Below are 19,905 nucleotides of genomic sequence, written 5' to 3'. Positions count from 1 at the left end.
CGCCACCCGAACCGATCGTGGTCCGGTACTGCCATCGGCGCGACAGGAGAGAACCAAGCGGGTGAACGGGCGAGGGAACGCCCCTCGCACAGGGCATGAGAAGAGCCATGAAGGAAAACGTCGACCACCGCGTCCCGGTCCTCATCGTGGGCGGCTCGCTGGTGGGCCTGTGCACCTCGCTTTTTCTGGGCCGGCACGGCATCAGGCACATGCTGGTCGAGAAGCATGCGGGTACCTCGAAGCACCCGCGCGGACGCGGTATCAACGTACGGACCATGGAGCTGTTCCGAGTAGCCGGCGTGGAGGACCGGATTCGTGAGGCCGCCTCGGTCCTGGCGGACAATCACGGCATCATGCAGGGCGGCTCACTGACCGGCGACGACCTGGAGTGGCTGTTCGAGGAGATCGACCCCGGGGGTGCGCTCGCCCGCTTCAGCCCGGCGGCGTGGTGCCTGTGCAGCCAGAACGACATCGAGCCGGTACTGATGTCCGTGACCCCCGAACTCGGCGCGGACCTGCGGTTCTCCACCGAACTCCTCTCCTTCGACCCCGACGACACCGGTGTGACCGCCATCGTGAAGAACCGGGAGACCGGGGAGCACAGCACCGTGCGCGCCGACTACCTCGTCGCCGCGGACGGGCCCCGCAGCCCCGTCCGGGAGCAGCTCGGCATCGGTCAGAGCGGCCACGGAGACCTGTTCCACAACGTGAGCGTCACCTTCCGGTCCCGCGGACTCGCGGACGTGGTCGGCGACCGGCGCTTCATCGTGTGCTACCTGACCAAGCCCGGCGCGGACGGGGCCCTGCTCCCCGTCGACAACCGCGAACGGTGGGTCTTCCACGCGCCGTGGCACCCCGACCGGGGCGAGACCATGGACGACTTCACCGACGAGCGCTGCGCGGAGCACATCCGGCGGGCCGTCGGCGCGCCCGGCCTGGACGTCGAGATCACCGGAAAGGCCCCGTGGCACGCCGCCGAGCGCGTCGCCGAACGGTACGGGACCGGACGGGTCTTCCTCGCCGGCGATTCCGCCCACGAGATGTCCCCCACCGGGGCGTTCGGCTCGAACACCGGTATCCAGGACGCGCACAACCTCGCCTGGAAGCTCGCCGCCGTGCTGAACGGCGCGGCGGGTCCGCGACTGCTGCAGACCTACGAGGCCGAGCGGCTGCCCGTCGCGCGGGCGACGAGCGAGCGCGCCTCGGCCCGCTCGGCGGAGCACAGCCACCCGGGGTACGAGCCCGAGCCCGCCCGCGCGCCGGCCGGCGGCCGCCGGCCGGGCGGGGTCCTCTCCGTCGCCATGGGCTACCGCTACAACCTGGGCGCCGTCCTGGGCACCGACCCGGAACTGCCCGTCGTGCCCGAACGGATGAGGCTGAACGGCGAGCCGGGTACGCGCGCGCCGCACATGTGGCTGCGGGGCCCCGGGGGCCGGACGTCCACGGTGGACCTCTACGAGCGGTCCTTCGTGCTGCTCAGCTCCGAGGGCACCCCGTGGCGGGCGGCGGCACGGTCCGCGTCCGCGCAGTTGGGGGTCGGCCTGGACGCGTACGCGATCGGCACCAGCCCGGAGGCCGATCTGGCCACGGAGGAGGGCGCCGACTGGGCCGAGGTCCACGGCACGACGAAGACCGGGGCGGTCGTCGTCCGCCCGGACGGCTTCGTGGCCTGGCGCTCGGCGGAAGCCGTGGCCGATCCGGAAGCCGTCCTCCACGAGGTCCTGAGCGCGCTGCTGTACCTGTCCTGACCGACCGGCACCCGGCCCTCCGCACCGCCCCCGGCGGTGCGGAGGGCCGGTCTCCTTTCGCCGGTCGGGCTCCGCGCCGACCCGCGTGCGTGGTGTTCAGCCGGCGCCGAACTCCTCGACGAATGTGCCGCAGAAGGCGTTCAGGTCGCCGGGCTTGCGGCTGGTGACCAGCGTGGCCGGCGCCTCGCGGCAGACGTGCACCTCCTCGTCCACCCAGGTGCCGCCCGCGTTGCGGATGTCGGTCGCCAGGCTCGGCCACGAGGTCAGCGTGCGGCCCCGTACGACATCGGCCTCCACCAGGGTCCAGGGGGCGTGGCAGATCGCGGCGACGGGTTTGCCGGCCTCGAAGAAGCTCCGCGTGAAGGCGACGGCCCGCTCGTTCAGCCGCAGGGCGTCGGGGTTGGCGACCCCGCCGGGCAGCACGAGCGCGTCGAAGGCGTCCGCCGTGCCACCGGCGAGGACGTGGTCGACGGGATAGGTGCCCGCCTTTTCGAGATGGTGGTAGGCACGGATCCGGCCGGCCTTCGTGGAGACCAGCTGGGGGTTCCAGCCGGCCGTCAGTACGGCTTTCCAGGGCTCGGTGAGTTCGATCTCCTCGACGCCTTCGGGCGCCATGAGAAAGGCGATGCGCACCGGGTTCATCTCCTTCAGTCGGGGGGTTCCGGGACCGCCGGCGGCTCGCCGGGAGCCGGGCGGCCGGGAGCCGGGCGCGGTCCGCGGGGCTCAGGTCCCGGGTCGCCCGGCGGCTCGGGATCGCGGGGCACCGGATCCGGGCTGCCGGGGGTGGGACCGGGTCCCTCGGGTTCCGGTTCGCTCGACCAGTCCATGCGGCTCACCTCGGGGTTTCCTCGGGATCCAGGCCGTACGCGCTGCCCGTACGGCGACTGCGGTACCCCTTGCCCCTGCCCGGCTCCGGGCGGCTCATGTGCGGACGGGCCGACCGGGCGGTGTACTGGGGGGACGGGCGGGTAGGCGCCGGGCACCTTCTGCAGAGGAGAGCCGATGGACGTTCTGACCATGGGTGTCGAGGAGGAGTACCTGCTGGTCGACCGGGTCGGCAGGACGCCGGTGAACCGGGCACCCGAGGTGATCGGCGCCGTTACGGCCCGGCTGGGCGACCAGGTCCAGGCGGAGTTCTACAACGCGCAGGTCGAGGTCTGTACGCAGCCGACCGCCGACCGCGCCGACCTGCGACAACAGCTGGTGCGACTGCGGGGGACCGTCGCGCGGAGCGCGAGCGACGCGGGCTGCCTGCTGGTGGCCTCGGCGGTCCCGGTGATCGCACCGCAGGAGCCGCTGACGGTCACCGACTGTGAACGCTACCGCCGCATGGCCCGCCGTTTCGCCTCCCTCGTCGGCCCCTCCCGCCTGGTCTGCGGATGCCACGTCCACGTCGGCGCCCTGGAGCGGGGGCGGGCGCTGACCCTCTCGAACCACATGCGCCCGTGGCTGCCGGTGTTCCAGTCGCTGACCGGGAACTCGCCCTTCGCCTGCGGCCGGGACACGGGCTTCGACAGCTGGCGGTCGGTCGCCTTCTCCTGCTGGCCCACGGTGGGGCCGCCCCCGCTGCTCGACGAGCCCGGGTACCTCGAATACGTCGACGGCCTGGTCGGCTCCGGAGTGCTGCTCGACCGCCGCATGCTCTATTGGTACGCCCGGCCCTCCGAGCACGTGCCGACGCTGGAGTTCCGGGTCGCCGACGTCAACGCCGACCTGGACACGGTCGTCCTGCTGGCCGCACTCATACGAGGCCTCGCCGGGACGCTCCTGGCCGAAGTCGACGCCGACGTGCCGCCGCCCGAACCGGCGACGGCCATGCTGCGCAGGGCGCACGAGCTGGCCGCGGCGCACGGCATCGACGGACCGGGCCTCGACCCGGTGAGCGGCCTGGAGCACCCCGCCGCCGTGCTCGTCGAGCGGCTGCTGGAGCGTGCCGCGCCCGGGCTGGCAGCGGCCGGCGACCTGTACGCCGTGCACTCGCTGTGGGACGGGCTGCGGCGCCAGGGCACGGGCGCGAGCCGTCAGCGGGCGGCCCTGGAACGCACGGGCAGCCTGCGGGGAGTCGTGGACAGCCTCGCGGTGTCCACGGCCACCGCCGCCGCCCCGCTCGCCCACTGATCCCGCGGCCCGAGCCGTGGCGGGCCCCGAGCCGTGACATGCTCAAAGGATGACGAGCGATTCCGCGCTTCCCGGCGGCGGCGCCGCACCCGAGGTGCTCGCACTGGCCAAGGTCGTGGCCAAGCTGCGCGCGGAGGTCGTGGGCCTGGAAGGCCTCGCTTCGACCACGGCCGTCCTGGAGCGGGCCAAGGGCGTGCTGATGGCCCAGGAGGGCCTGTCGGAGGACGCGGCGTACGAGACGCTGCTGCGGCGCGCCAACCGGCGCGAGCGGACGCTCATGGAGGAGTGCTGGATCACGCTGGGCCGGATCCCCTCGCGTCCCGCGTCACCCCCCGGCCCCGCCGCGCAGGCCTGCCCACCCCCGGCGCCGGGCCTTACGGGCCTGTCGGCCTTCGGCCCCGACGGCCACCCGGCCGGCTTCCGCCGCGGCGGAAGCCGGCCGATCCTGGCCCGGCTGGCCGACGGCCTGGCCGGCGCGCACGACCCGGACGACGTCGCCGAACTGCTGCGGTCCTCGCTCGGCGACCCCGTGGGCGTGGACGGTGTGATGATCTACGCCGTGGCGCCCGCCGGGAGCCTCGAACTGGCCGGACACGCCGGCGTCGGCGAGGAACTGGCCGCACAGTGGCGCCATGTCCCGCCGCTGAGCGGGTTGGCCGCCCTGGAGGCCATCGACGGCGGACAGCCGCTCTGGCTGGAGGATCCGGCGCGGGACGGCATCCGCTACCACCTCATCGGGGATCCGCCCGAGCGGTGGCCGACGCGTGCCTGGCTGCCGGTACCCGGCCACCGGCCGGTGACGGCCGCCATCGGGTTCTTCCGGACCCGGCAGGCCCCCTTCGACGCCGACACCCGCACCCTGCTGCTCCGTGCCGTACGGCTGTGCGCGGCCCCCCTGCGCCACCTCGGGCGCCAGCCGGACCCCGACGAGCCGGGCGAGGTGGAAGCCGTCCAGCGGATCCTGGACGCGTTGTCCGGAACCGCGATACTGCTCACCCCGTTGCGCTCCGCGACGGGGGAGGTGGAGGACTACCGGATCGACGCGGCGGCGCCGGCATCGGTCGACGTGGCCGGACGGCGGGGCAAGGAGCTCGTGGGCCGCCGCATCCTGGAGACCTATCCCACGGTGGCGGGAACGGCCCTGTGGGAGGGCTACCTGGACACGCTGACCACCGGAACCGTCTACGAGGGCGAGCCGTTCACCTACGAGGAGGTCACCGCCGGAGTTCCCCGCCATTCCTCCTACTCCGTCCGGGCCACCCGGCTGGGGGACCGCCTGATCGTGTCCTGGGTCCGGCACGACTCCAGCGAGCGCGAGGTCCGGCGGCTGGACGACATGCAGCGCCTGGGCAACCTCGGGTGGGCCGGCTGGCATCTGGCGACGGACACCATCACCTGGTCCGAGCAGGTCTACGCCGTCTTCGGCCGTGACCCCGCGCTGGGCCCGATCGGGCTGGAGGAACTGCCACGGCACGTCGTCCCCGACGACCTTCCGGGGCTGGGCGCGGCCGTGCGGCGGCTGCTGCGCGACGGAACCGCCCTGGACCAGCCCTTCCGCGTCACCACCACCGAGGGGGTACGGCACCTGCGGCTCGTCGCCGAGGCGCAGTCCGACGCGGACGGCACCCCCGTCGAGGTACACGGCTTCTTCCAGGACGTCACCGCGCAGCGGGACGCCGAACTCGCCCTGCACGAGAGCGAGCGCGCCGTCCTCGTGGAGCGGGGCATGCTCCAGGCCGAACGCACCCTCGCCGCCCGGCTCCAGCACGCGCTGCTGCCGATCCCCGAGCAGTCCCTGGAACTCGCCGGCCTCTGCATCGATGTCGCCTACGTACCCTCCGAGAGCGGGGTCAACGTCGGCGGCGACTGGTACAGCGCCATAGAACTCCCCGACAAGAGCGCGCTCTTCGTCGTCGGCGACGTCGCCGGCCACGGCCTCGACGCGGTCGCCACCATGGCCCAGCTCCGCTTCACCACCAAGGGCATGACCATCACCGGCTCGGCGCTGCCCGACGTACTGAGCAGGCTCAACACCCTCCTGCTGCACACCGCTTCGGACACCTACGGCGCCACCGCCACCATGATCATGGGCCGCTACCAGCCCTGGGACCGCCGTCTGACCTGGGTACGGGCCGGACACCTGCCGCCCCTGCTGATCCGCGGCGGCGAGGCACGGTTCCTCCCCCTGCCCACGGGCAGCCTCCTCGGGGCCGGCTTCGACTCCGTCTACACGCAGGACGTCCTCGACCTGGAACCCGGCGACCACCTGGTGCTCTACACCGACGGGCTCGTCGAGGAACCGGGGGAGGAGCTCGACGCGGGCCTCGCCCGGCTCGCCGCGACCGCCCTGCGGTTCCTGGAGGAGGGCCGGGGCGAAACCCTGGCCCGCACGCTGGCCGCCCAGCGCCAGGGGCACCGGGACGACATCTGCGCCCTGGACATCCACGTCCCGGACGACCCCTCCTAGGGGATGTGGGCCTCGTCGCCGACGAGGCCGGCGACGTGGTCGGTGATGGTGTCGAGGACGGCCGCCGACGCCGCGTCATGGCCGAGGACCAGGAGGCTCAGCGTCAGCCCGTCGGTCATGGCCGCCAGGTAGCGGGCCAGCGCGGGGACCGGGACGCGCAGTTCGAAGCCCATGGTGCGGCGCAGCTCTTCGAGGAGTCCGGTGTAGGTCTCGGTGTACAGCTCGTACTGCCGCCGGGCCAGGTGCTCGAAGCCCGGCTGGCGCAAGGCGTACTGGGTGAGTTCGTACGTGAGCATGTGCTCGCCCGGGTGGGCGGCCACGTGGTCCCAGTACGCCTGGAACCCGGCCCGCACGGTCTCCCGGAGGGTGGCCTTCGGCCGGATCGCCTCCTTCACCACGGCGATGTAGTGAGCGGTGATCGTCTCGATGACCGATTCGAGCAGGACCTGCTTGGAGTCGAAGCAGTAGTGGAAGACGCTCAGCGAAACACCGGCCTCGGCGGCGATGGACCGCGTCGTCGTCCGGGCGACGCCGTCCCGGGTCATGGCACGGATGGCCGCTTCGGTCAGCTGCCGGCGCCGCTCGGCCGAGGCCATCCGTGCCATGGGGTTCCCTCCGGTTCCGTGCCGTCAGCTGCTGTACACGCCGACCTCGTGCAGGGAGTAGCCCCACTGGGTGCCGCGCTGCAGCCCGTGGACGCGTACGTAGCGGGCGGGGGTGCCCGCGAACAGCGCCGTGTCCAGGCCGCCGTCACCGGTGGTCGTGGACCACGCGGTCTGCCAGTTCGCGCCGTCGGCCGAGAGCTCGACGCGGTACGACTTCCCGTACGCGCGCTCCCAGTCGAGGGTGACGCGCTTGACCAGGCTCGCCGTCCCGAGGTCGATCCGGAGCCACTGGTCGTCGCTCCAGTCGCTGGCCCAGCGGGTGCCCGTACTGCCGTCCACGGCCCGGCCGGGTGCGTAGCTGGTGAACGGGTTCCACTCCGCGGAGGAGGCCGAGGCGGCGGAGCCGGCCGCGAGGTTCACGCCGGCCTTGTGCTTCTCGGACCCGCCCCAGGTGGTCAGGTAGGACTCGGCGCCCTTGAACAGGTCGTCCACCACGTCCTGGCCGCCGACGATGCGGACGTCCTCGATCCAGTCGGGGACCAGGCCGTAGTGCGCGGCGCCGTCGGTGTTGAGGTCCCAGGTGCGCACGCCGGTGGTCTGCCGGTCGATGACGGAGCCGCCGTCGGTGCTGCGGAAGGGGTAGCGCACCGGGTTGGGGGTGTCGGCGCCGCGCGGGCCGGGCCAGCCGCCGACGCCGTTCATGTCGGTCCCGTAGCCGTAGCCGACGTTGTACTTGTCGCGCAGGGCGTCCGTGCGCTCGGCCTCCGCGCTGAACGCCTCGGCGCCGCTCATGTACTGGGCGACGAACCCGCCGAGGCGGTACACCCGCTCGGTCCAGTCCAGGTCCATCCAGCTGTGCGAGGAGATCACGCCCGGGTACGACTCGGACTCCAGGATGTCGAAGGCCTGTCCCGCGGCCTTGACGCCCATGTGGTCGATCTCCAGCATCATCTTGCGTTTCATCATGCCGCGCACCGCGTACTCGCCGAGCTCGGTCAGACCGCGGGTGTTGCACTGCGCGTCCGCCGCGTACGAGGGGACCGTCACCCCCGCCGGGAGCTCCTTCTGGGCCGAGGGCGCCGCCGCGAGGCCGATGGGGTTGTCGTGCTGCGGGCCGGCGCACTTCTCGGTCTTCCAGAACGTGCCGGTCGACAGGAACTGGCCCACGTTGATCGCCGTACCGAGGGCGCCCTGGTCGAAGCGGACCCCGCACAGCGCGTTGTCGAACTTGTGGCACAGGAACATGCTGCGCACGCCCAGCTTGTGCAGCTCGTCGAGGCCGCGGTCGATGTCGGCCTTGCTGCACTGCGCGATGTCCAGGATCTGCTTGCAGCCGAACGGCTCGGAGGTCTCGACCCCGAGGACGACGGCCAGCTTGCCCTGCCGGATGACCTCGCGGGCCTGCGCGGAGTCGGTGACGATCCGGAACCAGCCCTTGCCCGGGCCGCCGTACATCTTGTCGACGTAGGCCTGCATGTCGTACGACTTCTGGGCCTCCAGGCGGATGGCGGTCATCTCGTCGCAGCCGCGGTCCTTGAAGAAGTAGACCGAGCAGATCACGCCGTTGGTGACGAGGTCGTTGACGAGCACGCGCTGGCCGCCGCGCCAGGCCCGTTCGACCCAGGCGTAGTAGTTCTGCTGGTGGGTCAGCGAGTCGTGGGCGGGCCAGTCCTTGAAGGTCGGCCAGCCGTTCGGGTCGTGCTTGCCGTCGCCGCCCTTGGTGATGAAGTCGAAGATCGCGAGCGAGCCGTCGGGGTAGTGCTCGGGGCAGTCCTTGAGCGCGTCGGCGACCCCCAGGTCGGAGAACGGCTTGCCGCAGATGAGCCGGCCGCCGAAGCCCTCGTTGGACATCAGGTGGTCGTGCGCGTCGACGAAGCCGCGGACCCGCCCTTGGGCGTCGGTCCCCTGGAAGGGCTCGCCCGTCACGTTGATCTCGGAGTCCGGCGCGGGCCGCGCGACCGGGTTCCACCAGCCGGGGTCGGCCGAGGAACTGGCCGCGGGGCCGAGCACCATGGCCACCACGGCGAGGAGCAGCGACAGCACCGCGAGGGGCCTGCGCCTGTTCCCGTGCCTGTGGTGCGGGTGTGCAGTCATGGTCATCACTCACGTCTTCGTGGTCGGCGGAAACGGCGCCTGACTTGTCATGGCCCGCCCAAGCATGGGGACGAGAATCGCCACTGCCGCATGCAGAGTCAAGAGTCCGGGACACTTGACCTGATGAATCGTCAGAACGCGCGTGCCGCCGCCCGGCCGCCTACCGTCGAGGTATGAGCGGGAATGTGGTCGTGTACGAGGTCGGCCAGCCGGAGGCGTCCGTCCGACGCGTGCACGCGGCGCCCGCCGCCCCCGGCACCACCAAGGTCCCCGGGCCGAGGACCTTCTGCGGCAAGGACACGTTCGCCATGGAAACGGCCTCGTGGACGCCTTCCGGAGACCCCGGTTCCGCCTGGTACCCCGCGCAGTACGCGGACCGGGTCTGCGCCGCCTGCGAGGACGTGGTGGGCGGCTAGGGTCCTGTTCCGGGAGCCCGGCGGCGCCTCGCGTTGCGCTGCCCCGGCCCACGGGGCAGGGTCGAGGGGAGGCGGCCCCTGCAGGAAGGTCCGACCATGCCCATCGCCACCGTGAACCCCACGACCGGCCAGACGCTGCGCACCTTCGACGAGCTCGACGCCGCGGGCATCGAGCGCTGCCTGGCGGACGCCGCCCGGGCGGCGTCCACGTACCGCCGTACCGCGTTCGCGGAACGGAGCGACCTGCTGACCCGCGCGGCCGCGCTCCTGGAGGCGGAGACCGAGGACATCGCGCGGACCATGACCACGGAGATGGGCAAACCGCTGGCGGCGGCCCGGGCCGAGGCCGCCAAATGCGCGAAGGCCATGCGCTGGTACGCCGACCGCGCGGAGTCCCTCCTCGCCGACGAGCACCCCGCCGCCGGCGACGTGCGCGACGCGGGCGCCGCGGCCGTCCGGGTGGCCTACCGGCCGCTCGGGGTGATCCTCGCCGTCATGCCGTGGAACTTCCCGCTCTGGCAGGTCGTACGGTTCGCAGCGCCGGCGCTCATGGCCGGCAACGTGGGCCTGCTCAAGCACGCCTCGAACGTCCCCCAGACCGCGCTCTACCTGGGCGAGCTCTTCCACCGGGCCGGGTTCCCCCGCGGCTGCTTCCAGACCCTGCTCATCGGCTCGGCGGCGGTGGAGGACGTACTGCGCGACCCGAGGGTGGCCGCGGCCACCCTGACGGGCAGCGAGCCCGCCGGGCGCGCGGTCGCGTCCATCGCCGGGGACGAGGTCAAGAAGACCGTCCTGGAGCTCGGCGGCAGCGATCCGTACATCGTGATGCCCTCGGCCGACATCGACAAGGCCGCCCGTACCGCCGTGACCGCCCGCGTGCAGAACAACGGGCAGTCGTGCATCGCCGCCAAGCGCTTCATCGTCCACACCGACTGCCACGACGAATTCGCCGAGCGCTTCACGGCCGGTATGGCGGCGCTCACGGTGGGCGACCCGATGGAGGAGTCCACCGATGTCGGCCCCCTGGCCACCGAAGCCGGCCGGGAGGACCTGGAGCAGCTCGTGGACGACGCCGTACGGCACGGCGCCACGGTCCGGTGCGGCGGCCGGCGCCCGCCGCACCGCGAGAACGGCTGGTTCTACGAGCCGACGGTCCTGGCCGACGTCACCCCGGCCATGCGCATCGACCAGGAGGAGGCGTTCGGGCCCGTCGCCACCCTCTACCGGGTCGGGAGCCTGGAGGAGGCCGTCGAACGGGCCAACAACACCCCCTTCGGGCTCAGCTCGAACGTCTGGACGCGCAGCGAGGAGGACATCGCGCACGTCGCGCGCGACCTGGAGGCCGGCGGCATCTTCGTCAACGGCATGACCGCCTCGCACCCGGCCCTGCCCTTCGGCGGCGTCAAGCGCTCCGGATTCGGGCGCGAGCTGTCCGGGCACGGAATCCGGGAGTTCTGCAACATCACCACGATCTGGCAGGCGGCGGACGGCGCGCCTTAGGTCCCGGACAGGGCCTGGGCGGTCCGCGTCGACGGGAGGGGCGTGCGCAGGGCGGAGCGGTCCTGGTCCCAGGCCGCCCCGATGTGGGCGGCGAGCCGCTCCTCCAGGAGGACCGTCGCAGCGCAGCCGAAGGCGACGTCCGGCTCCAGGTCCGGTTCGTCTTCGAGCAGCCCGCCGACGACCTCGCGGCGTACGACTTGCTCGTGGACGGCGTCGGCCTCGACGTGTTCGGCGTAGAAGTGCTCGGCCGCCGGACCCGCACCGCACCTGCGCATCGCCGCGGCGAGGCGGCGGGAGCCGGGGGAGGAGGTGACCTCGACGCAGGCGAAGTGCCCGACCAGCGCCCCGCGCAGCGCCCGGTGCAGGCCGAAGAGGGACATCAGGTTCACGGTGGCGAGCAGGGCGGCCGGCGCCTGGTCCAGGTACCTGCCGTACGCCGGGTCCAGGCCGAGGTCCGTCATGAGGTCGGCGAAGAGCCGCGCGTGGATGTCCTCGGCGCGGCCGGCGCCGAACTCGTCGTACTCGACGGCCACCATGCCCGCCTTGGCCCGGCCGTACAGGCGCGGGAGCACCCAGGCGTGCGGATCGGCCTCCTTGAGGTGGTACAGGGAGCGCAGCGCGGCGTACTCGCGCAGCTGCCACAGGGCGCCCCCGGTCTCCAGACGGTGGCTGAGGCTGCCCGTCAGGTCGACCGGTTCCACGAGCAGCGGGGCGAAGGCGTCCTCGACGGTCCGGGGCGCGTCGGCGAGCTCGGCCCGCAGGGCGCTCAGCACCTCGGCCTCCACGGCCCGGCGCAGGCGCAGCAGGTCGGGATCCCACTCGCGGTCGTCGGCCACGCCGGCGAAGCCGCGGTAGTGGAGTTCGTACAGCAGGTAGAGCGCGAGCTGGAGGTCCTCGCCCCACGGATCGGCCGCCGGGACGGACGCGGCGCGGTAGGCGGGCGGCCGGGCGGCACGCAGGGCTTCCACGACGGCGCCGGACAGCTCACCCCGTGCCCGGGGGAGGCACGGGCCGGTGCCGCTCGGGCCGATCCTGCCCGGGCTGCTGCTGTTCGGGCCGGCCGGGGGCATCGGGGACTCCTTCCTGGGGGCGCGCGACGGCGCGCCGGCGGGGGCGGTGACTGGTGTCGCACCAGGGATACGTACGGCTGCGGCGGCAGGTGCAGAGCGCGACCACGAAGCGGTCGGAGCGGGCCACCGTCCCGTCGTCCAGGACGATCTCCACGGGCCCCTCGACCAGGACCGGGCCCTGCGGGTCCACCGCCACGCGCCGGGCGCGGCCCGGGGTGCCGCCCGCGGTGCCGTCAGAGGCGCTGGGCACGGATCACCACCAGCTCTTCCCATTCCTCGCCCTCGTGGGCGAGGCCCCGGCTCTCCAGCCAGTCACGCCGGGAGCGCAGGACGGGACCCCAGGGCACGGACGCCCTCATCCGCACCTGCGCCGACATTCCGGCCCGCTCCAGGCGGTCCACCGTGGTCCGGGGGCCGCACATGGCGGAGTGCACCATGAGCAGGACGCCGCCGGGACGCAGCCGGGCCGAGGCCCGCGCGCAGATCCGGTCGATGACGGCGCGGCCCGCCGGGCCGGCGTCCCAGGCCCGCTCCGGGCCGTGCGAGGGCAGCCGGGCGTGCGGCGAGGGGACGTACGGCGGGTTGGCCAGGATCAGGTCGAAGCGGCGGCCGCGGGTGCGGGCCGCGAAGTCCCCGTGGAGCACCCGCAGCGGCAGCCGCCGCCGGAAGGCGTTCACGCGGGCGGCGAGCACGGCGGGCCAGGACACGTCCACCGCGGTGACCCTGGCTCCGCGTACCGCCGCGCGGAGCGCGAGCGCACCCGAACCGGTGCCGATCTCCATCACTTCCGCGGCCGGTCCCAGCTCCTCGTGGGCGAGGGCCTCCGCCAGCAGCCTGGTGTCCGCCTGGGGGCGGTAGACACCGGGCGGGACGAAGAGCCTCGCCGGGGCCGTCGCGACGGTCAGGCCCGTGCTCGTCATCTGCTCACCTCCTGGCTCGGCCGGGTGCGCCCGTCCGTACCGCTCACGTCTTGAGCAGCCGGTTGAAGAACGAGCGGTAGTGCTGCAGCGCCAGCCGCAGGTCCTCGGTGGCCACCTGCTCACCGCGGTCCCACTGGCCCTCCAGCCCCTGCTTGTGCGTGGCGAAGGTGCCGGCGAGGTTCTGCATGACCTCTGCCACCAGCGAGTCCGCGGACCTGACCGCGTCCTGCGGGTCGTCGACGAAGCGGCCCTGGATCTCGCTCCACTTCGTGCGGTACTCCTCCGCCTCCGCGCTGCCGAGGAGCGGCTCGGTGGCGCCTTCCTCCGTGTCGGTTCCGGCAGTGCGGCCTTCCGCCGTGCCGCCTTCCAACGTGGTGTCTTCGGCCGTGGTGTCTTCGGCCGTGGTGCCTTCGGCCGTGGTGTCGGCGGGCGTGGTGTCCGCGGGCGTGGTGTCCGCGGCCGTGCCGCGTTCACCGGCGTCGGCCTCGACCGCGCCGCCTCCGACCGCGTCGTCGTCCTCCGTGGGGAAGGCCTCCCCCGGGTAGACCGCCGAGCCGCGGTCACCGGCCGCGTCCGTGCGGGCGAGGTCCTCCGTGGTCAGGCCGGGCTCGCGGGCGGGGTCCTCCCTGTCGTCGTGGGTCTGCATGTCACCGGCTCCTCTGATCGGTGAGCAGCTCCTCGAACAGGGCGCGGTAGTGCACCATCGCCCCGCGGAGCTCCTCTGTCGTCGCCTGTCCGCCGCCGCTGCGTTCCTGGACGTGATGGGCGGCGCGGTAGTGCTCCAGCGTGCGTCCGTGCTCGACCGACAGGTCGCGGAGCTGCCCGCTGTAGCCGTCGGTGGGGTAGCCGCGCTCGCGCATCAGCCGGGTCACCAGTTGGTCGGCCTCGGCGACGGCACCCTCCGGCCGGTCCACGAAGTGCTCCTGGACACCGCTCCACTCCTCGGTGTAGTGGCGCCGGCGTTCGGGCGGCAGTTCCTTGATGTCGAGCTCGTCGTGCCGTTCCTCGCGGGCCCGCAGGTCGCGCTCGGCGGCCAGCTTCCCGCCCTTCTCCTCGACCGTGCGCTCGTACTCGGGCCCGAACCGACTGCGAAGGTGCCGTCGGCGCGCCATCATCCACAGCATCAGGCTGAGCGCGAGCACCACGATTGCCGCCACGACGATCACGGCTATGAGGGTGGTTGTCGACATGTCCGGCCTCCGTTCCGGGGCCTTTTCCTGTGTGCTCAGGCGGCTGCCCGCGCTGCCGCCGGACAAACCCGCGCTCCCGCAAAGCCGCGACGTCAGGCCGGGGGCGAGGGGTCGATCCGGAAGAGGTGCTCGGACTCGGTGAGCTCCAGCAGGCGGCGGATCTGCCGGGTCGGGGCGGCCAGCCGCAGCGTGCGGCCGGATTCACCGGCGATCATCCGTCCTCTGAGCAGAGCGTTCAGTCCGGCGGAATCGCAGAACGTGAGACCGCTGAGGTCCACGACGATGTCCGTGGGACCGCCGGCGTGCGTGAAGGCGGTGAGCAGGGCCGCCCGCAGTTCCTCGGCGTGCTCGATGTCCATCGCGCCGGTGGGGCGGACCGTGATCACATCCGGCCCGACATCGACGGTGACGGGCGGGGCGCCGACGGTGGATTCCTCGCTCATCACAACGCTCCTTCGTTTCGCGCTGCGGGAGGGGGTGCGCAGGACGGGGCGCGCCGGAGGGGTTCGGGTCCCCGTCCTCCGCGGCCGGTTCAGGCGTCGATCTGCTTGCGGTCGCCGACGGGGCCGATGCTGATCTTGCGGGGCTTGGCGCGCTCGGCGATCGGGATGCGCAGGGTCAGGACGCCCGCGTCGTAGTCCGCCCTGATGCGCTCTGTGTCGAGGGAGTCGGCCAGCACGATCTGTCGGGAGAAGACGCCGAGCGGACGCTCGGAGAGCTCCATCTGCACGGTGTCGGCATGCTCGACGGGGCGCCGCTCGGCCTTCACGGTCAGCATGTTCCGTTCGACGTCGATCTCGATCGCCTCGGGGGTCACACCGGGCAGGTCGAAGGCCACGACGTACTCGTCGCCCTCGCGGTAGGCGTCCATCGGCATCGCCGTCGGCGCGGACCATGTGCCGGGGCCCAGCAGCTCGCGGCTGATCCGGTCGAACTCGCGGAACGGGTCGGTGCGCATCAACATCGCGAAACACCTCCAGTCGCTTCGGGCAGTCATTGCCAATGCGCTGCAACTCGACACCGTTGTAACATGTCATCGAAACGATGACAAGCAGGAAGTCGCCTGATGGATGACAGCGAATTCCAGGAGGTCCCCGTGGCCCCGGACGCCCCGCACGGCTCCCTTTCCGCTCCCGCGGCGGCCGCCGCCCTGGGGGCCGTCGAGGACGCCCTGAACACCGCGCGGTCCCGGTCACGGGACGGCGGGCCGTACCCCGCCGACGGCGACGGAGCTGCGGACCCCAGCGAGGCCTTGGCCGCCCTGTTGCTCCTGCGCCAGGTCCGCGAGCGGCTGGCCGGCTGGGAGAGCGGGCTCATCGAGGCGGCCCGGGACGCGGGAGCGAGCTGGGCCGACCTCGCCCACCCCCTGGGCGTCGCCAGCCGGCAGGCCGCCGAGCGCCGCTACCTCCGCCTGCGCCCGGGAGCCGCCGGGAGCACCGGCGACCAGCGGGTACGGGCCACGCGCGACCACCGCGCCGCCGAGCGGACCGTCACCGCCTGGGCCCGCGCCAACGCCGCCGAACTGCGCCGGCTCGCCGCGGCGATCACCGCCGCGACGGGCCTGCCCGGCGCCGCCCGCGAATCCATCGCCCGCCTGGACGAGGCCCTCGGCGCGGACGACGCCGCCGGCATGGTCGGCCCGCTCGTCGATGCCCGGCCCCACCTCCGGCCCGGCCACCCCGAACTCGCCGCCCGTATCGACGAGCTGACCCGGCACACCGACCGGCTCCGCAAGGACAGCCACGACCAGCGCAGGTCCGGCTGAGGCGGCTCAGCCCAGGGCGACCCTGATCCGCTGGGTGGCTCCGGCCTGGCCGGTGAGGTCCGCGAACGTGAGGGAGAGGGCGGAGCCGGTGGTGGCGGAGGTGACCGTGACCGGCGTGGAGAGCACCGAGGCGACGGGACGGTTCCATGTCACCGTGAGGCCCGTCCGCATCCGCATCGGGTCCGAGACGCAGACGGTGGCAGTGCCGTCGCCGTGCTCCCGGACCAGGACGCAGGCGGGTCCGTCGGCGGTGAGGGTGCCGGCCGTCCCCGCGAACCAGAAGTTGACGGCGGTGACCCCGAGCGAGCCGACCCTGACGCCCTGCTGGTTGTTGTCGTTCGCCAGGACCGTCAGCCAGCCGGTGTCCGCGGCCCGGGCGGCCGTGGCGCCGGCGGTGGCGCCGGGCATCAGGAGGTAGGAGCAGGCGGCGTCCACCGGGTCGACGCCGTGGTCGAACCACAGCGTCAGGTAACGGCGGGTGATCGGGTCCGTGGTGCCCCCGGTGTTGATGTCGTGCCAGGAACCGGTCCGGGCCTCCCGCAGCGCCTTGACCGTGGCCCCGCCGGGGAACACGTACCCCCCGTGCCCGGCGATCTGCGCCCACCTGGCTCCGCTGAGGGTGGCGGACCAGCCGAGGGCGGTGGGCTGGGCGGCGCCGTTCACGGTGAGGGCCTGGGTGCCGGTGGCGCCGAGGTTGCGGTTCTCGACCACGGTCTCGACCGCGGCGCCGTCGGTGCTCCGCACGGCACCCGCCAGGCAGACGACCGCGTCGGCCAGGCAGAACCAGGACTTCTTCGCGTACAGGGAGCTGGACAGGCCGCGCAGGAACTGCCCCAGGGCGGCGTACTCCCCGTCCGTGGCGCCGCCGACCCAGTTGGCGTCCGGCCTCGGCAGGCCCCAGGCGCCGCCCTCGGCATCGGCGAGCACCTTGCGGGAGACGGTCGTGCCCGGCAGCCGGTACGGGTCGACGGTGGGCCAGAAGCCGTCGGTGTACTGGCCGTTGGCGTACGTGTCCCCCCACCACTGGAGCATGCCGGCCCCGGCGTGCCAGCCGCGGAGGTTCTCGCCGTTGCCCGTCTCGTAGAAGCCCATCCGTTTCGAGGCCATGCTGAACGAGGCGGCCCAGCCGGGGCGTCGGTGCACGGCGCGGTCCATGCTCGGGAACAGTCGGTGGCCCGTCGGCTCGGGAAGGGCTATGACAGCGTTGTCGTCCAGTACGGCCTTGATCCGGGCCAGCGCCGCGACGCTCAGGTCGGTGTCCGTGAGCACCGGGCTGTAGTAGTCCCGCTGCGTCCAGCCCTTCACCAGAGCGCGCCAGCGCTGGTTCTCCGCGCCGCTCGCGGCCGTGCCCAGCAGGGCGATGGAGGCGAGGACGCCGTGGCCGCGGCCGTGGTCACCGCCCTGGAAACCGTACGAGTTGGTCCTCGGGTTGCCCCGGCTGGTGGAGCGCCCGGAGACCGCGTCCATCATCAGGCCGTTGTGGAGGAAGGGGGCGTAGGACTTCTCCACCGAGTCGAGGACGATCTGCCGATGGGGGTCGGTGACTGCCCAGGTCGATCCGCTGAGCAGGGAGAAGAGGACCGCCAGGCCGCCGAGCAGTACCGCCCCGTAGGAGCCGGTGTAGGAGAGGTAGGTGTGCTGGACGAAGGACCCGTCGGCGTAGAAGCCGTCCCCGCTGCTGACGAAGGGGAAGACGGGGGAGAGCGCGTCGCGGGCGAGCGCGATCTTGGCCGCGTTCTTGCCGAGGACGCCGCGCAGGGCCAGCGAGCGGCACAGGTCGACCCGGTTGGCGCCCGTGCTGGTGCCGGTGTAGTGGGCGACCGCGGAGTCCGGGACGAACCGGTCGACGGCGGCGAGGTAGTTGGCGAGCCGGGTGGCCGACAGGTGGTCGTGGAGGAGCGTGCTGATGTCCAGCAGGAGCTGCGGGGAGCCGATCTGGAAGTCCCACCAGTTGCCGAACTGGCTCTTCGCCGGGTTGTAGGCCTGGTCGTAGAGGTGGTCGAGGCCGGTCCTGATCTCGGCGGCCAGCGCGGTGTCGCCGGTCAGGCCCGTGCCGGGCTGGGCGTACGCCTGGGCCATCGTGGCGAGCCGGGCGTAGCTGCCGGTGATCGAACTGGAGACGGTCAGAGGCAGGTCCGGCCAGAGCGACCCCGCGACGGCCGCCATGGCCGAGCGGTGGTCGGCGGCCTGACTGCCCAGCAGCGCCAGCTTCCCGGCGAAGGGGGCGGCGGCCGGGTCGAATCCGCTGCCCAGCAGCATCTTCCGCCACGTGCCGCGGAGGGTGTCGAACTCGTCGCCCGCGGCGAAGGCGAGGGAGGGGATCGCGGTCAGCAGGGCGGCGTTGCCGGAGAGCCGGAGGAAGGAGCGGCGGGACCATGGGGTGGACATGGAGCCTCCTGAGCTGGGGCGCGGACCGGCTCGTCGGGCAGCGGGCCGCGGCGTGCACGCGTTCGTGCGCAGCAGGAGGCGACCGCTCGGCAGTGAGGCGGCGACGCGCGTGGGGGGCGGGGTGGGAGGATGGCCCGTTGACCGGTTTGTAGCACGCGCGTGATTGAACGCTCAAGAGATACGACACGGATCGATACGCTCAAACAGACAGGCTGAGTGGAAGTCATATCGCCTTGCTGTCACCATGGTTGAGCGTATTGATCGATCGATCGATCGCGACGTTCATGGCTGGACGGTCTCGACGGTGCCGTCGCGCCGGGCGCGTTCGGCGGCGAGCACGGTCAGGTGACTGGTGAGGGATTCGCGCGGGCCGGACTTCACCAGGCCGGGGTTCCCGGTCGCGACTGCCCCGACGAAGGTGTCCATCAGGCCGGCGTCGCCGCCCCCGTGGCCGCCCGCGGCGTCCATCGACCCTCCGCCGCCGAGTCCGCCGCCGAGTCCGATGACCTCCTCCGTGCGGGTCAGGAAGTCGTAGACCCGCAACTGGCTGCCGTCCCCCCGCAGTTCCCCGCGCGTGCCGAAGATCCGGGTCTGGCGGTCCGCCTGCTCGGTGAACGCGGTCATGGTGAAGGTGGCCGTCGCTCCGGAGGCGAACTCCATGGCCACCACCTGGTGGTCGACCACGTCGTTGTCGCAGGCGTACACGCAGCGCCCGTACGGGCCCTCCCGCAGCGCGGTTTCCAGGGCCCGCGGGGTGAAGTCCTCGATCAGCACGCTCAACGGCCAGCCGTGCCTGCCCTGGGCGAGCCGGTCGCCGTAGTCGCGCTTGGCGGAGTAGGGGCAGGTTGCCTCCACCGCGCAGTCCAGACAGCGGTCGGCTGCACCGGCGGGCTTGTTCCCGGGCCGGAAGTGCGACAGCCGCCCGAAGCTGGAGACGCGCACCGGCGGCCGGCCGAGCACGTACTGCAGCCAGTCCAGGTCGTGGCAGGACTTCGCCATCAGCATGGAGGTCGCCTCGTCCTCGCGCCGCCAGTTGCCGCGTACGAACGAATGGGCCTGGTGCCAGAAGCCGACCGGCTCCAGGTGCTGGACGCTGACGACGTCGCCGATGCGGCCGGAGTCGAGGACGCGCTTCAGTGCCCGCGTATACGGGGTGTACCGCAGGACGTGGCCGACGGCGAGGATCACTCCGGCCTCCTCCACCGCGGCCACGATGCGCCGGCACTCGTCCTCCGTCAGCGCCATCGGCTTTTCGAGCAGGATGTGGTGGCCGAGCGCGGCGAACGCCAGGACCGGCTCCAGGTGTTCCCGGTCCAGCGTGCAGACCAGCACCGCGTCCGCGACGCGGCCACGCGCCGCCAGCGTCCGCCAGTCGTCCACCGCGGCCCCTGCATCCAGGGCGTGGACGGCCGCGAACCGGTCCCGCCGCACCTTCCGCGGCTCGGCCACCGCGACGACCGTGGCCCGCTCCGGATGGGCGAGCGCCCAGCGGGCGTACCCGGTCCCGCGCTCCCCGGCACCGACGACGGCAAGTGTGATTCCAGAGGCCATCAGCTTTCCCTACGTGGGGGTGACGTGCCGGACCCGCGCGGAAAGCGCTCGGAGCGCGAGGCTAGCGATCCCG

Annotated in this window: 18 protein-coding genes; 6 read left to right on the top strand and 12 right to left on the bottom strand. The window is 72.8% G+C overall.

Features of this window, described 5'->3' with window-relative positions; all coding sequences use genetic code 11:
- The first annotated feature begins 107 nt into the window (after window positions 1–107).
- The gene (locus tag ACGFYQ_RS21895; RefSeq protein ID WP_393746323.1) at window positions 108–1,748 is read left to right on the top strand and encodes an FAD-dependent oxidoreductase; all 1,641 of its coding nucleotides are present in this window, start codon (window positions 108–110) and stop codon (window positions 1,746–1,748) included.
- 96 nt (window positions 1,749–1,844) lie between these two features.
- Here the strand turns inward: ACGFYQ_RS21895 and ACGFYQ_RS21890 are convergent, their stop codons facing one another.
- Window positions 1,845–2,381 (bottom strand): type 1 glutamine amidotransferase domain-containing protein, encoded by a 537-nt coding sequence (locus tag ACGFYQ_RS21890; protein ID WP_393746321.1) that lies wholly within the window; start codon window positions 2,379–2,381, stop codon window positions 1,845–1,847.
- A gap of 369 nt (window positions 2,382–2,750) precedes the next feature.
- Between ACGFYQ_RS21890 and ACGFYQ_RS21885 the strand changes: the two genes are divergently transcribed.
- On the top strand, window positions 2,751–3,866 hold the full coding sequence (locus ACGFYQ_RS21885; RefSeq protein WP_393746319.1) for a glutamate--cysteine ligase: 1,116 nt from the start codon (window positions 2,751–2,753) through the stop codon (window positions 3,864–3,866).
- A 49-nt stretch (window positions 3,867–3,915) separates the two neighbouring features.
- Entirely contained in the window at window positions 3,916–6,333 is a 2,418-nt protein-coding gene (locus tag ACGFYQ_RS21880) for a SpoIIE family protein phosphatase (protein WP_393746317.1), read from the top strand.
- On the opposite strand, the gene ACGFYQ_RS21875 is transcribed toward ACGFYQ_RS21880, so the two are convergent.
- Together ACGFYQ_RS21875 and ACGFYQ_RS21870 are read right to left on the bottom strand one after the other, a co-directional pair.
- The gene (locus tag ACGFYQ_RS21875; RefSeq protein WP_393746315.1) at window positions 6,330–6,938 is read right to left on the bottom strand and encodes a TetR/AcrR family transcriptional regulator; all 609 of its coding nucleotides are present in this window, start codon (window positions 6,936–6,938) and stop codon (window positions 6,330–6,332) included. The two genes, ACGFYQ_RS21880 and ACGFYQ_RS21875, sit on opposite strands and share 4 nt — an antisense overlap.
- 24 nt (window positions 6,939–6,962) lie before the next feature.
- On the bottom strand, window positions 6,963–9,038 hold the full coding sequence (locus ACGFYQ_RS21870) for a discoidin domain-containing protein (protein ID WP_393746313.1): 2,076 nt from the start codon (window positions 9,036–9,038) through the stop codon (window positions 6,963–6,965).
- A 167-nt stretch (window positions 9,039–9,205) separates the two neighbouring features.
- Here ACGFYQ_RS21870 and ACGFYQ_RS21865 point away from each other — a divergent pair, with 167 nt between their 5' ends.
- Window positions 9,206–9,448, top strand: a complete 243-nt coding sequence (locus ACGFYQ_RS21865; protein WP_393746311.1) for a hypothetical protein — start codon at window positions 9,206–9,208, stop codon at window positions 9,446–9,448.
- Window positions 9,449–9,544: 96 nt separating this feature from the next.
- Window positions 9,545–10,948 carry an NADP-dependent succinic semialdehyde dehydrogenase gene (locus ACGFYQ_RS21860; RefSeq protein WP_393746309.1) on the top strand — a complete coding sequence of 468 codons (1,404 nt, stop codon included), beginning with the start codon at window positions 9,545–9,547 and terminating at the stop codon, window positions 10,946–10,948.
- Here the strand turns inward: ACGFYQ_RS21860 and ACGFYQ_RS21855 are convergent.
- From ACGFYQ_RS21855 to ACGFYQ_RS21825, 7 genes are all read right to left on the bottom strand, one after another.
- Window positions 10,945–12,018 carry an iron-containing redox enzyme family protein gene (locus ACGFYQ_RS21855; RefSeq protein ID WP_393746307.1) on the bottom strand — a complete coding sequence of 358 codons (1,074 nt, stop codon included), beginning with the start codon at window positions 12,016–12,018 and terminating at the stop codon, window positions 10,945–10,947. The genes ACGFYQ_RS21860 and ACGFYQ_RS21855 overlap by 4 nt on opposite strands.
- A complete protein-coding gene (locus ACGFYQ_RS21850; RefSeq protein WP_393746305.1) occupies window positions 11,933–12,268 on the bottom strand; it encodes a CDGSH iron-sulfur domain-containing protein in 336 nt (111 codons plus the stop codon). The genes ACGFYQ_RS21855 and ACGFYQ_RS21850 overlap by 86 nt, the downstream gene beginning before the upstream one ends.
- A complete protein-coding gene (locus tag ACGFYQ_RS21845; RefSeq protein WP_393746303.1) occupies window positions 12,252–12,938 on the bottom strand; it encodes a HemK2/MTQ2 family protein methyltransferase in 687 nt (228 codons plus the stop codon). The genes ACGFYQ_RS21850 and ACGFYQ_RS21845 overlap by 17 nt, the downstream gene beginning before the upstream one ends.
- Window positions 12,939–12,981: 43 nt before the next feature.
- On the bottom strand, window positions 12,982–13,584 hold the full coding sequence (locus ACGFYQ_RS21840) for a hypothetical protein (protein WP_393746301.1): 603 nt from the start codon (window positions 13,582–13,584) through the stop codon (window positions 12,982–12,984).
- Window position 13,585: 1 nt separating this feature from the next.
- Window positions 13,586–14,128, bottom strand: a complete 543-nt coding sequence (locus ACGFYQ_RS21835) for a hypothetical protein (protein WP_393746299.1) — start codon at window positions 14,126–14,128, stop codon at window positions 13,586–13,588.
- Window positions 14,129–14,220: 92 nt separating this feature from the next.
- A complete protein-coding gene (locus ACGFYQ_RS21830; RefSeq protein WP_393746297.1) occupies window positions 14,221–14,571 on the bottom strand; it encodes an STAS domain-containing protein in 351 nt (116 codons plus the stop codon).
- A gap of 89 nt (window positions 14,572–14,660) precedes the next feature.
- Entirely contained in the window at window positions 14,661–15,092 is a 432-nt protein-coding gene (locus tag ACGFYQ_RS21825; protein ID WP_393746295.1) for an Hsp20/alpha crystallin family protein, read from the bottom strand.
- Between the two features lie 102 nt (window positions 15,093–15,194).
- Here ACGFYQ_RS21825 and ACGFYQ_RS21820 point away from each other — a divergent pair, with 102 nt between their 5' ends.
- Entirely contained in the window at window positions 15,195–15,893 is a 699-nt protein-coding gene (locus ACGFYQ_RS21820) for a hypothetical protein (RefSeq protein ID WP_393746293.1), read from the top strand.
- A gap of 6 nt (window positions 15,894–15,899) precedes the next feature.
- Here ACGFYQ_RS21820 and ACGFYQ_RS21815 read toward each other — a convergent pair whose 3' ends face one another.
- Both ACGFYQ_RS21815 and ACGFYQ_RS21810 read right to left on the bottom strand, forming a co-directional pair.
- Window positions 15,900–18,281 carry a polysaccharide lyase 8 family protein gene (locus ACGFYQ_RS21815; protein ID WP_393746291.1) on the bottom strand — a complete coding sequence of 794 codons (2,382 nt, stop codon included), beginning with the start codon at window positions 18,279–18,281 and terminating at the stop codon, window positions 15,900–15,902.
- Between the two features lie 282 nt (window positions 18,282–18,563).
- Window positions 18,564–19,832 carry a Gfo/Idh/MocA family protein gene (locus ACGFYQ_RS21810; protein WP_393746289.1) on the bottom strand — a complete coding sequence of 423 codons (1,269 nt, stop codon included), beginning with the start codon at window positions 19,830–19,832 and terminating at the stop codon, window positions 18,564–18,566.
- Window positions 19,833–19,905 lie beyond the last annotated feature (73 nt).

Source organism: Streptomyces sp. NPDC048258 (genome assembly GCF_043201995.1).
Classification (GTDB): Bacteria; Actinomycetota; Actinomycetes; order Streptomycetales; family Streptomycetaceae; genus Streptomyces.
The sequence above is the reverse complement of the archived record's forward strand: the minus strand, read 5'-3'. Positions and strand labels throughout refer to the sequence as shown.

Excerpts from the sequence above, each read along its gene's own strand:
- ACGFYQ_RS21840 (WP_393746301.1), bottom strand. The coding sequence starts at position 13,584 with ATGCAGACCCACGACGACAGGGAGGACCCCGCCCGCGAGCCCGGCCTG.
- ACGFYQ_RS21860 (WP_393746309.1), top strand. The coding sequence starts at position 9,545 with ATGCCCATCGCCACCGTGAACCCCACGACCGGCCAGACGCTGCGCACC.
- ACGFYQ_RS21870 (WP_393746313.1), bottom strand. The coding sequence starts at position 9,038 with ATGACCATGACTGCACACCCGCACCACAGGCACGGGAACAGGCGCAGG.
- ACGFYQ_RS21815 (WP_393746291.1), bottom strand. The coding sequence starts at position 18,281 with ATGTCCACCCCATGGTCCCGCCGCTCCTTCCTCCGGCTCTCCGGCAAC.
- ACGFYQ_RS21855 (WP_393746307.1), bottom strand. The coding sequence starts at position 12,018 with ATGCCCCCGGCCGGCCCGAACAGCAGCAGCCCGGGCAGGATCGGCCCG.
- ACGFYQ_RS21820 (WP_393746293.1), top strand. The coding sequence starts at position 15,195 with ATGGATGACAGCGAATTCCAGGAGGTCCCCGTGGCCCCGGACGCCCCG.
- ACGFYQ_RS21845 (WP_393746303.1), bottom strand. The coding sequence starts at position 12,938 with ATGACGAGCACGGGCCTGACCGTCGCGACGGCCCCGGCGAGGCTCTTC.
- ACGFYQ_RS21880 (WP_393746317.1), top strand. The coding sequence starts at position 3,916 with ATGACGAGCGATTCCGCGCTTCCCGGCGGCGGCGCCGCACCCGAGGTG.
- ACGFYQ_RS21895 (WP_393746323.1), top strand. The coding sequence starts at position 108 with ATGAAGGAAAACGTCGACCACCGCGTCCCGGTCCTCATCGTGGGCGGC.
- ACGFYQ_RS21810 (WP_393746289.1), bottom strand. The coding sequence starts at position 19,832 with ATGGCCTCTGGAATCACACTTGCCGTCGTCGGTGCCGGGGAGCGCGGG.
- ACGFYQ_RS21830 (WP_393746297.1), bottom strand. The coding sequence starts at position 14,571 with ATGAGCGAGGAATCCACCGTCGGCGCCCCGCCCGTCACCGTCGATGTC.
- ACGFYQ_RS21835 (WP_393746299.1), bottom strand. The coding sequence starts at position 14,128 with ATGTCGACAACCACCCTCATAGCCGTGATCGTCGTGGCGGCAATCGTG.
- ACGFYQ_RS21865 (WP_393746311.1), top strand. The coding sequence starts at position 9,206 with ATGAGCGGGAATGTGGTCGTGTACGAGGTCGGCCAGCCGGAGGCGTCC.
- ACGFYQ_RS21885 (WP_393746319.1), top strand. The coding sequence starts at position 2,751 with ATGGACGTTCTGACCATGGGTGTCGAGGAGGAGTACCTGCTGGTCGAC.
- ACGFYQ_RS21875 (WP_393746315.1), bottom strand. The coding sequence starts at position 6,938 with ATGGCACGGATGGCCTCGGCCGAGCGGCGCCGGCAGCTGACCGAAGCG.
- ACGFYQ_RS21825 (WP_393746295.1), bottom strand. The coding sequence starts at position 15,092 with ATGTTGATGCGCACCGACCCGTTCCGCGAGTTCGACCGGATCAGCCGC.